This window comes from Pseudomonas caspiana (assembly GCF_002158995.1).
GTDB lineage: Bacteria > Pseudomonadota > Gammaproteobacteria > Pseudomonadales > Pseudomonadaceae > Aquipseudomonas > Aquipseudomonas caspiana.
Genome location: NZ_LOHF01000044.1, coordinates 1 through 13,137 on the forward strand (window position 1 = coordinate 1; position 13,137 = coordinate 13,137).

Genomic DNA, 13,137 nt, shown 5'->3' on the forward strand with positions numbered 1-13,137 from the left:
GGCCTCGCGGTGCTCGTGCGCTCCTACAGGGTCGTTATTCGTCGTGAGATTGCGCGATGGCATCAATCCTGGTCAGGCTGGCTTGCGCGGCCATGAATCTGAGAGCATCGAGCGCCATCTGGCGGGGGGGTAAGTTTTCTGATTGGAAGACGCTTTGAGCTTGAGCAGTTGTGCAACGGTTTTCATTTTTCCGGTAAAACGTGCAGATGCCGATGCAACAGTCATTGACTCAGAAGAGAGGACGGGGATGGGAGCCTATCACCGAAGGGCTTGTGCAGCATTCGCTGGATTGCTTTGTGTATCCGTAGCGGGTTACACATCATCTGCACAGGTTATGGCGTCACAGGGCGAGGGTTCGAATCAGCATAGTGAGCAGATGCCGACTGCCGCTTGTCCTTCCCAGGATTTTGCTACGTTTCTCAAGCGTTTTGCCGATGTTGCCGATGACGACGTGCGCCGCCGTTTTACTGATGATCCGCTGGAGTACGAAGTCCCGGCTCACACAGGCGAAGAGGAAGCTGAATCATCGCAGATTACGAATATTTCGGAGCGGACAGGCCCCTCGCGCCTTGAGCTTTTCCCTTTTCGTTATTTCAAGGACGCGGGAGTCTTTGATCGGACCGTTCCTGGGGAGCGCGAGCTTGAGCGGCAAGGTAAGGTCGGGTACCCGGTCTCTGTTCAGACGACTGCCAGTGACGGACGCAGGGTGGACTTCGGTATGGAGTATGAGATGGATACCTACGTATTCAAGCGAAGTCAGGGATGCTGGTATCTGGATCGCGTGATCAACCTCCGGGATTGACGAAGCGTCGGTATGATAGTCAGGAGCTACTACTCCGCAGGCACCTGGCGGCCTCATGAGTGAGGGGCGATATACCGTATCGGCTGATTCGCGGACAAGCCTCGCTCCGACGAGGCTTGCGATCCCTGCACTGTGTGCAGACTCAATCCCCGCGAATGTACTGCTCCAGCTGTTTAATCAGGCTGGCCTGCTCGGCAATGGCTTCTTTGACCAGGTCGCCGATAGACAGCAGGCCCAATAACTTGCCGTCTTCTACTACCGGCAGATGGCGCAGATGGCTGTCGGTCATGATGCCCATGCAGGTTTCGACGCTTTGCACGGAATCGACCGTAATCACTTTGTTGCTCATGATCGCGCTTACTGGTGTGCCCACCGAGGAGCGTCCCTGGAGGACCATCTTGCGTGCGTAGTCGCGTTCGCTGACTACGCCGACCAGCTTGCCGTTGTCCACTACGGGCAATGCACCGATGTTTTTTTCGGCCATGAGTCTAAGTGCGTCGAGCACCATCTGATGGGGAGAGATGGTGTGCACTTGTTGATTGTGCGAAGCCTTGAGTTTGAGCAGTTGTGCGACGGTTTTCATTTTTTGTTCTCCCGAGACGACCCGAGGCGGCGTAGGGCGGCCTGACAGTCTGCACGTAGCATCGTAGACCGAGTTTCGCAGGGCAAGCTGCAAAACCGCATGAGAGCGTTAGAAAAACCCTATTTGTGCAAGATCGCGTGCTGAATTTCATGCAGCGGCATGATGCGTTGCGCGGCGTTCAATTTTATCGCTTCCTTGGGCATGCCGAACACCACACACGTTGCTTCGTCCTGAGCGACCGTGGCACTGCCGACATCGAGCATTTCCTTGAGCCCTCTGGCGCCGTCATCCCCCATGCCGGTCATGATGATGCCTGTGGCATTCTTGCCAGCGAATTTGGCCACTGAGCGAAACAGCACATCCACTGACGGGCGATGCCGATTGACCAGCGGACCGTCCACTACCTGAACGTGATAAAACGCACCGCTACGGGTGACCATCATGTGTTTGCCGCCGGGTGCGATCAAGGCAAGGCCCGGCAAGATGCGGTCGTTGTTTTTTGCCTCACGTACTTCGATCTGGCACAGGCCATTGAGGCGCTCTGCAAAAGACGCGGTAAATTTCTCCGGCATGTGCTGAACGATGACGATACCCGGGCAGACCCGCGGCAGTGCGGTCAATACCGCCTCCAGGGCTTGCGTGCCTCCGGTGGAGGTACCCAGCGCCACAATGCGCTCGGTGGTCTGAGCCATCGCGTGACCCTGCAAGGCCGGCAGGATGGCATCGGCGCTCAGTCGTGTGGCCGGAGTCAGCACCGGAGCAGGGGCCCGTCTGCCAAGATTCTTGACGTTGGCGTTGGCCGCAGCGCGAATAGCGCCTACCAGTTCGGCAGCAGACTCCAGCAGGAAGTTTTTCAGGCCTGTAGTCGGTTTGGTAATGACTTCAACAGCGCCAGCAGACATTGCCTGCAGGCTGGTTTCCGCGCCTTTCTGGGTCAGGGACGAGCAGATCACCACGGGAGTGGGGCGCTCGCTCATGATTTTCTTAAGGAAAGTAATGCCGTCCATACGGGGCATTTCTATGTCCATCACGATCACGTCCGGCCATTCTTTGGCCAGTTTATCCATGGCGAAGATCGGATCAGAAGCTGCACCCATGACATGAATGTCAGGTGTGTCGTTAAGAATGCCCAGCAGAACTTGACGAACTACCGCCGAGTCATCGACTAGCAGTACGCTTATTTTTTTCGTCGCCATGTTCCGTGCTTGTCCTTATTGGTTTGTGCCTGACCCACACATGTCCGTTGCTGAGTTCGAAAATGACGTTGCGGTAGCCCGTGCTGCCCATGTCCTGTGCAATCAGGTCCAGGTTATGGCTATCGGCAAGCTCCAGCGCGGCACTGATGTTCATCCGCGCGACGTCGCTGTAATGCACGCCGCGCTTATGGTTGGGAAACATTTCGCCGCCACCGAACAGCTTGAGTTGATAGTCCTCGGGTGCCGTGCGGTGTGCTTTGGCTTGCTCGATAAAAAGCTCGATCGCTTCGTCAGCGTACTTGCCGTTCAGCACACCGCATCGGTGGGTGCGGCTCGGCAGCATGAAATGGCACATGGCGCCAATCTTGCGCGTCGGGTGCCAAAGTGTGATGCCCACACAGGAGCCAAGAATCGTGCGGATGCGGGTAGGGCTTGTTGCGAAGTGAAAATCGCCGGGTGCCAGAAAGACTTCGTCAACGGTGGTGTTCATGGCTTGCGATAGATCGAGGGTGCTACCAGTTTCATTGCATCGCTGACGCCGTTGAGGCTTTCTGAGTGGCTGACAATGAAATACCCGCCGGACTTGAGGCGCGGGAGCAAACGGGCAACAACCTTGATCTTGGTCTCCTGGTCAAAATAAATCATCACGTTACGAAGAAAGATCACGTCGAACTCGCCGAGTTCCGGCAAGGCCTCATTTAGATTGACCTGAATAAAGTTGACCCGGTTGCGCAGCCCCCGATCCACCAGGAAAGTACCGTGCTGATTGCCAATGCCCTTGAGGCAATACTTGTGCAGCAAAGGTACCGGCAGGTTGGTGGCGCGCTCCATAGGGTAATGCCCGGCGCGAGCTTTGGCGAGCACCTGGCTGCTGATATCCGAACCGATGATTTCCCATGGCGTGGTGCCCAGGCTTTCGGCCAGGGTCATCGCCAGACTGTAGGGTTCTTCGCCAGAAGAGCTTGCGGCACTCCACACCCGGAAAGTCTTGCCCGGAGTCGCTTTGGGCAAGACGTGCTGGCGCAGAAAATCGAAGTGCTTGGGTTCGCGGAAGAAGTACGTTTCGTTGGTGGTGAGCAAATCCAGTGCGACCTGCAGTTCGTCGCTGCGCTGGCCACTCATGATCAGCTTGAAGTACTCGCCGTAGCTTTCCAGCCCATAGTGCTTGAGCCGCTTGAACAAGCGGCCAGCGACCAGTGCCTTTTTTGCAGGCGACAGGCTGATGCCCGCAGCCCCGTACAACCAGGACTGAAACTGGCTGAATTCCCTGTCGTTGAGCACTGTTCCGTTCACGATTTCTGCCCGTCCCTGATCAGCGTTGTTCGGCTTCGATAGCCGGAATCTGATCGACTTCAGCCAGCCTCGACATTTCGTCGATGGACAGCACCTGGCCAACTTCCAGGACGATGACGAACTTGCCATCGACCTTGGCCATGCCGCTGATGAAGTCGGCGCGTATTTTCGCGCCGAAGCTCGGTGGCGGTTCAATCTGCGAAGCGGGAATGTCCATGACGGCCGACACGGTATCCACCAGTAGACCGATATCCTGAGCCTGACCATCTGCTGTGCTGGCTTCGATGATCACCACGCAACTGCGACGGGTAGTTGCCGAGTTGGGGCGGCCAAAACGCGCCGACAAATCCACTACCGGGACCACTGCACCGCGCAGGTTGATCACCCCGCGAACAAAGGCCGGCATCATCGGCACGACGGTCAGATTGCCGTACTCGATGATCTCTTTAATGCCGAGAATACCGATGGCGAACATCTCGGTGCCGAGCATGAACGTCAGGTACTGCTCCTGTTCTTCAACGACCGCCGCGTTTTGTCGTGTCGTAGCGATAGCGCCCATGTCTGTCTCCTTCAAGGCAAGCGAGTGGGAAGATCCGCTCAGAATCGAGTGAACTCGGATTCATCCGGAGTGCTTGCCATGTTGTACGCAAACGATTTTTGCGGCGTTTGCGGAGCCGGACGGGATGGCTTGCGGCTTGAAGAGCCTGATGATCCGTCGTACTTCGCGGGTTGAGTGGCCGATTTTGGCGCTGCATCCAGGGTGAAGAAGCTCATGGCCTGTTGCAGTTGCTCGGCCTGGCTGCTCATTTCTTCCGCAGTGGCGGCGAGTTCTTCGCTGCTCGAAGCGTTTTGCTGAGTGACCGAGTTGAGCTGGGTCATTGCCGTATTGATCTGCGCAACACCGGCAGCCTGCTCTTCCGAGGCAGCGCTGATTTCCTGGACCAGATCCGAAGTCTTGTTGATCGAAGGCACCATTTCGTTGAGCAGGTTGCCGGCTTTTTCTGCCATGTCGACACTGCTGGAAGACAGCTCGCCAATTTCTTGAGCGGCTACCTGGCTGCGCTCCGCGAGTTTGCGAACTTCAGCGGCGACCACTGCAAAGCCTTTGCCATGCTCACCGGCACGCGCCGCTTCGATGGCTGCGTTGAGGGCCAACAGGTTGGTCTGGTAGGCGATGTCGTCAATGATGCTGATACGCTGGGCAATTTTCTTCATGGCCACAACGGTCTGCTGTACGGACTCGCCGCCGTCGGTGGCTTCCTTGGCTGCCTTGCTGGCCATGCCATCGGTGACTTTGGCGTTTTCGGTGTTCTGGTTGATGCTGGCGCTCATCTGCTCGATGGAGGCACTGGTTTCTTCAACGCTGGCCGCTTGCTCGCTGGTAGCCTGGCTCATGGACTGGGCGGTGGCACTGACTTCTTCAGAGGCACTGGCCAGGTTGTCGGCGGCGTTACGTACTTCACCGATGATGTGCGACAGCTTGCCGACCATGTTCTGCATGGCGTTGATCACCATGCCGGTTTCGTCTTTCGATCCGGCTTCGATACGCACGTTCAGGTTGCCTTCAGACAATTGCTCGGCAACCAGGGCGGCTTCTTTCAACGGCCGGGAAATGATCCGCGAGATGAACAGCGCCAGACCCAGGCCGATGACCAGTGCCGCGATCAATACGCCGATGATGGAGACCCGCGCACTGTCGTAAAGCGCGTCGCCGCGCTGACTGGCAGCTTCTGCACCGGCGTCATTAAGCTCTACCAGCTTTTGCAGGTCACCCGTGACCAGATCGAATTGACGCTTGGACTCGCCAGCCAGCATGGCACGCGCTTCATCTTCGCGGCTCTGGTTGGACAGAGCCTGCAAGTCCTTGCTGACTGCCAGATAACCCGCCCAGTCATTTTTGGTGATGGTGAAGAGGCGGCGATCCTCATCGTTGCTCAACAGTTTTTCGTAGGTCTCCAGGCGAGTTTCGAACTGCTTCCTCTCCGCAGCAGCTTCCTGCGCAATCATATTTTTGTCATCCATGGAGAGCGCCGCCACATGGCGGTTTTCCTTGATGCGATAATTTGCCGCGAAGAAACGCATGCCAGAGGCGGCGCGCATCGACGGCATCCAGTTATCGCGAATCTCGCTGGCGGTGTCGTTTACCTGACCCAGCTGGATAATGGAAAACACGCCCATAACTGCGGTGAGGGCGAGCACCGTGAGAAATGAAGCGATCAACTTCGTGGCGATCTTCAGATCGTAAAACCATTTCATCGGGTGTTACCTCCATGGACATGCATGTGCATCAACGGGCAGTTGCGGGCGATTGGGCTGGATTGGCGGTGTAGCGTGTTTCAAGGTGTACGATTTGGCTGAGCAAAGCCGGAACATCGAGAATCAATGCGACCGCGCCACTGCCCAGAATGGTTGAGCCGCTGATACCGCGCAGTGCGCCGAACAGCTTGCCCAACGGTTTGATAACGGTCTGGAACTCACCCAACAGGTCGTCCACGACCAGTCCGGCTTTGTGTTCTGCATAACGCACCACTACGACGTTCTGGCGGCGGGCGGCAGGGCCGTCGTGGTGGAAATGGTCACGCAGGTAGACCAGCGGCAGGACTTCGCCGCGAAGGTCCAGATAACCTTGTTCGCGGCTGATCTGGCGGTCACCTTCACTGAGTTCGACGCACTCCTGGACCATGTCCAGAGGAATCACATAAGTAGACTGGCCGATACCGACCAGGAAGCCATTAATGATTGCCAGCGTCAGTGGCAGGCGGATGCGGATCACGGTGCCTTGACCCGGTTTGCTGTCCAGATCGACGGTCCCGCGCAACAAAGTAATGTTGCGCTTCACAACGTCCATGCCGACGCCACGCCCGGACAGGTTGGTGACAGCTTGTGCAGTAGAGAAGCCTGCTTCGAAAATCAGGTTGTAGATTTCCTGATCGCTGAGGGTCGCACCGGGCGCGATCAAGCCGCGTTCCTGGGCCTTTTCAAGGATCCGGTCGCGATTCAGTCCCGCGCCATCGTCGGCGATCTCCAGCACGATGCTGCCTGAGTCGTGATAGGCGTTCAGGTGTAAGTGGCCCTTGGCAGGCTTGCCTGCAGCGAGCCGTGCTTCAGCGCTTTCAATGCCGTGATCCATGGCGTTGCGCAGCAAGTGCATCAGCGGATCACCGATTTTCTCGACGACGGTTTTGTCCAGTTCGGTTTCCGCACCGCTGATAATCAGATCAATGTCTTTACCCAGTTCCTGGCTGACGTCCCGGACTACGCGACGGAAACGATTGAACGTGTCACCGATGGGGATCATCCGCAGCCGCAGGGCACCGTCGAGGATTTCCTCTACCAGCCCGGAGACTGTCGAGGTGGACTCTTGCAGCGGGTCGTTGTCGCAAGTACGGGCGAGCAGGGTGGCGCCAGCGCTGGCAATCACCAGCTCACCCACCAGATTGATCAGTTCGTCGAGCTTGTCGGCGTTGACTCGCACGTAGCGGCCATCTTTACCTTTGCTTTCCGCTGGCTTGTCACTGGACAGTTGTTTTTCATTGGCGATATTGGCCGGAACACGCGGCACAGCGCGCTGGTCCTCCAGCAACTCGCCCATGGCCACCATTGCTGTGCCTTGCTCAGGGGTGTCTGACGCCTGGGAGATCAGTTCAGTACCGGTCTGGTCCTGCTGATCCTGCGAGTCCGCTCTGGTGATTTCCACCTGGCATTCGTCGCGGACAAAATCAAAGACTTCATTAATGGCTGCGTGTGTCGCACTGGAATGAAAGTCGATTTCGAATCCCAGATAGCAGGACTCCGCATCCCAGGCTTCGAGGGCCGGCAAATTATCGGTCAGGGTCTGCACCGTGACGATTTCACCCAGCGTGTTCAGGAAGCGAAGGAACGACAAGGGATCCATGCCATTGCGAAATACGTCATGACCGAAACGCAAGGAAATATGCCAAAGCACAGCACTGGTTTGTTCAGTGTGGGTTTCTGCGTCCGGGATGACTTCCAGTTCATCGCTGCTGACGTTGGCGGGTGCCTGGTAAGCCTGCAGTTTTTTGCGCAGCTCGGCCTCCCGGGCCACAGCCGGAGCTTGCAGTTGGCCGCCCTGGCTGGCGACGACCTCAATCAATTCGAGCATATGATCGCCGGACTTCAACAGCACAGCGATCAGGCCGGCGTCAGCCGCAACGCAGCCTTCGCGCAGGCGGTCCAGTACGTCTTCGACGATATGCGTGAAGCTGACAATCGGGTCCAGTCCAAACAGACCGGCCGAACCCTTGATGGTATGCGCAGCACGAAAGATTGCGCCGATGGCGTCGGCGTCACCGGGTTCGCATTCCAGTTGCAGCAATGACTCTTCCATCGCCTCCAACAGCTCGCGAGCCTCGACGATGAACGTTTGTAGTGCCTGGTCGAGATTGATGCTCACGCTCAGTTCCTTTTGTCGTGAAGGCCGGGGCCGTGCAAGAAGGTGATTAGACCGTCGGTGCCATGCCACTCAGCTGCAGGGTTTCCAGTACCGCTTTGCTGTGGCCGGTCAAGGTCAGCGCGGTCCCGGCTTTAGAGGCCTCGCGCATGATCATGATCAGCAGTTGCAAGCCTGCGCCGTCCATTTCGGTGATCTGCGACAGATCGATCTCCATCTGCGGCGTTGCGCCCAGCCGGGGCAGCAGTTGGGCGGACAACTCCGAGGCGGTATAGATAGTCAGCTCACCGTCGATGTTCACGTGTGCCGTGTCATTGAGTACTTCGCATGCAAGCGGCATCGCAACCTCCCGGTATCAGGCATCAAGTAACAGGCAAATCAGGGCAGGATCAGTTTGGAAACCGCGGCCAGCATTTGCGCAGGCTGGAACGGTTTGACTACCCAGGCTTTGGCGCCCGCAGCCTGACCTTCCATTTTTTTCGATTCCTGAGACTCGGTGGTCAGCATGATGATTGGCGTGAACTTGTAGTTCGGCAGCTTCTTCACCTCTTTGACGAAAGTGATGCCATCCATGTTTGGCATGTTTACGTCGCTGATGATCAGGTGCACTTTCTGGCCGTTGAGCTTGGTCAATGCATCACGGCCGTCGCTGGCTTCGATGACGTCATAACCAGCGCTTTTCAGGGCAATGCCGACCACTTGACGAACGCTGCTGGAGTCGTCGACAACCAATACATTTTTAGCCATGAGGCTCTCCTAAAAGAAGGTTATTTCCTGGGAATTCTGCTGACTGGCGCTGCTGCCATGGTGCGTGTCGCGCTGCTCGTCGGTGGCGTAGGTCGCCTCCATACGTGCCAGCCAACTGCGCGCATCGATCGTCAACGCCTGATCGGGTGCCTGCGTGGCTTGCTGAAGATGGGCATGCAGGTCGTCAATGTTGTCTCGTACGTGAGTCAGGATCTGGCTGACCCGATCCTGAAATTGCAGGCTGACCAGCACTTCAGTCATTTCGTCACGGATACCAAAGCTTTCCTGCTGAAGCATTTCGGCGGATTCGCCGAGGCGCTCGGTGACGCTTTTGAAGCGCTCCAGAACACGCTGAATGCTGCTTTCCGAGTTCGACACCGAGTTGCTGTCCTGATCGGCTCCGCTGGAGGCTGCCTGTACCAACTGAGTAATGGCGGTATTAATGATGTCGACCTTGGCTGACATCTGTTGTCCGGTTTCGCTGGACTTGCTCGACAGGCTGCGCACGGCATCGGCAACCACCGCAAAACCACGACCAGCCTCGCCAGCACGGGCAGCTTCGATGGCTGCGTTAAGGGCCAGCAAGTTGGTTTGCGCAGCAATGGCGGCAACGTCGGCGGCCATTGTGCGCAGCTCGCCGGTATAGGCGGTGAGGTTGCGAACCTGCGCGAGAGTTTCGTCGCGGCTGGTCTGGGTGGCCTTGAGGGAGTTGATGACCTGAACCAGGTCGTTGTCGCTCTGCGCGAGAACCTGCAGGGCACCATCAGTGTCTGCTCCGCCCAGATCGCCTGCCGCGTGTTGAGACGCGTGGACTGTCTCCTGGAGCCGCGAGGATATGCCGGTGAAACGATTGGCCAGCGAAACGATGGCGGTTTCTGTCTGCTGGCGCGAGCTTTCTACCTGCTTGGCCCAGATTGGCATCGCGCCCAGCAGAACTTCGTTGATCTGCGCATTGGATTGCAGAGAGGCATTGTCCGCAGCTTGCTGTTGATACAGCGCTGCTGCCTGACTTACTGCTTGAAGTTTACGATTCTGACTGGATGCAGCGAATAACCCGGTTGCAACGCCTACTGCCAGCACTGCAGCACTCAAACCGATATTCAACTGCGTCGGCGCCGACAACAACAGCGCGGCACAACCTGCTGCCGCAGGTACCAGTGGAAACCAGAGGAAAAGCGCAGCAGTTTTGTGACGAGTAGGGCTACCGTTTGGGCTCGGCGTCATGGTTCGTTCCTTGAACAGCAACAAAAGGAAATATTGCGAATACCGTGTTATCTGCAAAGGCGGCTGAGACTTTAGTCACATTATTGGCGTCAATCGTCGAGCAGTCGGACAGAAAATCTCTCCGTTCGAAGGCATGTCGTTACGCGTATGGCGTTTTGAGGAGGGGATTAACCCCGAGATCACAAGGATTCCCCTGATATCGACTCAGGAAAAACCGTAGCAGGGCGGTGCCAGAACGGAAATATTTTGTCTTGAATGACGATAACTTTTTTTATTTTTATGCTCGGTTGGTGCCGTCTCGGCTGGTCAACCGACTGACGATGGCGCAGAAGCTGTTGTTCAATAGAGCCAGGAATGACTACAACAGCCTGATTCGGCAAGCATTCCCGACAGGAGTTGGACGAGGCTAGGACCGGTTATCCTGCCATCTCAGCTCTTCGTCAGTTGTTGCAGCTCCACCCGTTGCCGCGAGCCAGCGGGGTGCGGTAAGCAACGTTTGCCCTGTTTTGAGCGCGACGCTACCGCGCTTGCACCGGACGCCCCCATAACTCCATCACGAAGTCGACAAAACTACGCAGTTTCGGTGAGCGGTAGCGATCCTGGGCATACAGTAAATGCATCGGACGGCAGGGCAGTTGGTAATCGGGCAGCAATGCAATCAGCCTGCCGTCGGCCAGATCTTCGCGCACCAGAGCGTCGGGCATCATGACGATCCCGGCTCCAGCGCGAGCGGCTTTATGCAGACCGGCAGACGTATTCATGGTAATCGGACCGCTAACCGGAACCCGCACCTCGCCATCCGCACCGGTCAGTCGCCAGTGTTTTTCAGCTGCGCTCCAGTCATCACCCGCCGGATAGGCAAAGGCCAGGCAGTCGTGCTGCTGCAAGTCCATGGGCTCGAGGGGGATACCGCGGCGTTTTAGATAAGACGGCGCGGCGCACAGGGTCAGGGTGTAATCCTGCAAAGGTCTGGCGATCAGGCTTGAGCTATGAAGCCGGCCCAGACGGATCGCGGCGTCGAACCCCTGGCCGATCAAATCCATGCGCTCGTTGCTCCAGACGATATCCAGTTTGATCTGCGGGTAACGGTCAATGAACTCGCTAAGCGCCGGGGCCAGGCTTTCCGAGCCAAAGGTGAAAGGTGCAGTGATCCGCAATGTCCCCTGGGGAATATCCTGAGATTGCGCCGCCAGTTGCTCGGAGTCGGCGACCAACGCCAAGACATCCACGCAACGCTGGTAGTAAGTGGCGCCGAACTCTGTGAGGCCCTGCCGACGGGTCGTGCGTTTAAGCAGACTGACGCCCAGCCGCTGTTCCAGCGCCCGTAAATGGTTGCCGACCATGGTGGTCGACATCCCGCACTCCAGCGCCGCCGCCGTCATGCTGCCGGTTTCCACCACTTTCACAAAAACCGACATTGCCTGGAGTAAGTCCATTATCAAGCCCAGCTTTAAAATGTATGAAGAGAATAGCCGTTTATCCAGCTCAGGTTGCTAACGATACTGGAAAAAACAACGCCTGAGATGGAGCTTCAAACATGACCGCCACTAGCCTGATGAGCACTTACCAACCCCTTGCACTGGGTTTTACTCGCGGTCTGGGTACACGCCTGTGGGACGAGGCGGGTCGCGAATATCTGGATGCGGTAGCAGGCGTGGCGGTTACCAATGTGGGTCATTCACATCCCCGGCTGGTGGCGGCGATCAGTGAACAGGCAGGCTTGCTGATGCACACCTCGAATCTGTACAGCATTCAATGGCAGCAGCAGCTCGCTGAAAAACTGACCGGTCTGGCCGGCATGGATCGCGCGTTCTTCAACAACTCCGGAGCTGAAGCCAACGAGACGGCGCTGAAGCTGGCCCGGTTGTACGCCTGGCACAAAGGGATTGAAAAGCCGTTGGTCGTGGTCATGGACAACGCTTTCCACGGACGGACGCTCGGGACCTTGTCAGCCAGTGACGGTCCGGCCGTGCGGCTGGGCTTCAACTCGTTACCGGGTGACTTCGTCAAAGTGCCATTTGGTGATTTAGCGGCGCTGGACAAGGTATGCCAGACCTACGGCCATCGCATTACAGCAGTGTTGGCGGAACCCATTCAGGGCGAAAGCGGTGTGCAACTGGCTCCACCGGGTTACCTGAAGGCCTTGCGTGAGCTGTGCAGTCGGCGCGCCTGGTTGCTGATGCTGGATGAGATTCAGACTGGCATGGGCCGTACCGGTCAGTGGTTTGCTTTCCAGCATGAAGGTATCGTTCCGGACGTGATGACCCTGGCCAAAGGCCTGGGCAATGGCATCCCCATCGGCGCCTGTCTTGCACGTGGCAAAGCGGCTGAGTTGTTCACGCCGGGCAGCCATGGCAGTACGTTCGGCGGCAATCCGCTGGCGTGCCGGGTTGGCTGCACCGTCGTGGACATCCTCAAGGATCAGAACCTGCTGGGTAACGCTCGGTTGCAGGGCGAACGGTTACTGGCTGGATTGCGCGCTGCCCTGAGTGAACACCCGGATGTACTGCAGATTCGGGGCAAGGGGTTGATGGTGGGTATCGAGCTGACCCGGCCATTGCCGAATCTGACGGCGATTGCCGCGCACGAGCACGGCTTGCTGCTTAACGTCACACGGGGCAAGACGATTCGCCTGCTGCCACCCTTGACGATCAATGAGCAGGAGATCGATGCAATTGTGTTGGGGGTGTGCAAGACGCTCGCGTCTTGTACCGGGTTGGGAGGGCAGAGTGTGCTGACGCAAACCGGGAAGAAGGCGGTACATCCGCTGCAGGTTTGTTAGGAGTGGTTCCTGGCGCTATTTCGCGGCAAACAACGGACCTGTAGGAGCGCACGAGTAACGCGAGGCCGCGATGGCGGTGTATCAGGGAGACCGCCATCG

The 13,137-nt window shown here is 57.4% G+C and carries 13 protein-coding genes; 2 read left to right on the forward strand and 11 right to left on the reverse strand.

What is annotated here, in order from left to right:
- The first annotated feature begins 154 nt into the window (after window positions 1–154).
- Window positions 155–802, forward strand: a complete 648-nt coding sequence (locus tag AUC60_RS27100) for a hypothetical protein (RefSeq protein ID WP_202973087.1) — start codon at window positions 155–157, stop codon at window positions 800–802.
- A 142-nt stretch (window positions 803–944) separates the two neighbouring features.
- Here AUC60_RS27100 and AUC60_RS27105 read toward each other — a convergent pair whose 3' ends face one another.
- From AUC60_RS27105 to AUC60_RS27155, 11 genes are all read right to left on the reverse strand, one after another.
- The gene (locus tag AUC60_RS27105; RefSeq protein WP_087274628.1) at window positions 945–1,385 is read right to left on the reverse strand and encodes a CBS domain-containing protein; all 441 of its coding nucleotides are present in this window, start codon (window positions 1,383–1,385) and stop codon (window positions 945–947) included.
- Between the two features lie 119 nt (window positions 1,386–1,504).
- Window positions 1,505–2,581, reverse strand: a complete 1,077-nt coding sequence (locus AUC60_RS27110; RefSeq protein ID WP_087274631.1) for a protein-glutamate methylesterase/protein-glutamine glutaminase — start codon at window positions 2,579–2,581, stop codon at window positions 1,505–1,507.
- Window positions 2,544–3,071, reverse strand: coding sequence for a chemoreceptor glutamine deamidase CheD (cheD, locus tag AUC60_RS27115; protein ID WP_087274633.1), 528 nt, complete (start codon window positions 3,069–3,071; stop codon window positions 2,544–2,546). The genes AUC60_RS27110 and cheD overlap by 38 nt, the downstream gene beginning before the upstream one ends.
- On the reverse strand, window positions 3,068–3,874 hold the full coding sequence (locus tag AUC60_RS27120) for a CheR family methyltransferase (protein WP_193441885.1): 807 nt from the start codon (window positions 3,872–3,874) through the stop codon (window positions 3,068–3,070). The genes cheD and AUC60_RS27120 overlap by 4 nt, the downstream gene beginning before the upstream one ends.
- Window positions 3,875–3,893: 19 nt before the next feature.
- The gene (locus AUC60_RS27125; RefSeq protein ID WP_087274635.1) at window positions 3,894–4,433 is read right to left on the reverse strand and encodes a chemotaxis protein CheW; all 540 of its coding nucleotides are present in this window, start codon (window positions 4,431–4,433) and stop codon (window positions 3,894–3,896) included.
- A gap of 38 nt (window positions 4,434–4,471) precedes the next feature.
- A complete protein-coding gene (locus AUC60_RS27130; RefSeq protein ID WP_087274637.1) occupies window positions 4,472–6,130 on the reverse strand; it encodes a methyl-accepting chemotaxis protein in 1,659 nt (552 codons plus the stop codon).
- Between the two features lie 31 nt (window positions 6,131–6,161).
- Window positions 6,162–8,288, reverse strand: a complete 2,127-nt coding sequence (locus AUC60_RS27135; protein WP_087274639.1) for a chemotaxis protein CheA — start codon at window positions 8,286–8,288, stop codon at window positions 6,162–6,164.
- Window positions 8,289–8,334: 46 nt separating this feature from the next.
- A complete protein-coding gene (locus tag AUC60_RS27140; protein ID WP_087274640.1) occupies window positions 8,335–8,625 on the reverse strand; it encodes an STAS domain-containing protein in 291 nt (96 codons plus the stop codon).
- A 38-nt stretch (window positions 8,626–8,663) separates the two neighbouring features.
- Window positions 8,664–9,032 carry a response regulator gene (locus tag AUC60_RS27145; protein WP_087274642.1) on the reverse strand — a complete coding sequence of 123 codons (369 nt, stop codon included), beginning with the start codon at window positions 9,030–9,032 and terminating at the stop codon, window positions 8,664–8,666.
- A gap of 9 nt (window positions 9,033–9,041) precedes the next feature.
- Entirely contained in the window at window positions 9,042–10,256 is a 1,215-nt protein-coding gene (locus AUC60_RS27150) for a methyl-accepting chemotaxis protein (protein ID WP_087274644.1), read from the reverse strand.
- 518 nt (window positions 10,257–10,774) lie between these two features.
- Window positions 10,775–11,692 (reverse strand): LysR family transcriptional regulator, encoded by a 918-nt coding sequence (locus AUC60_RS27155; protein ID WP_087274646.1) that lies wholly within the window; start codon window positions 11,690–11,692, stop codon window positions 10,775–10,777.
- A gap of 101 nt (window positions 11,693–11,793) precedes the next feature.
- Between AUC60_RS27155 and AUC60_RS27160 the strand changes: the two genes are divergently transcribed.
- Window positions 11,794–13,038 (forward strand): aspartate aminotransferase family protein, encoded by a 1,245-nt coding sequence (locus AUC60_RS27160; RefSeq protein WP_087274648.1) that lies wholly within the window; start codon window positions 11,794–11,796, stop codon window positions 13,036–13,038.
- Window positions 13,039–13,137: the final 99 nt, after the last annotated feature.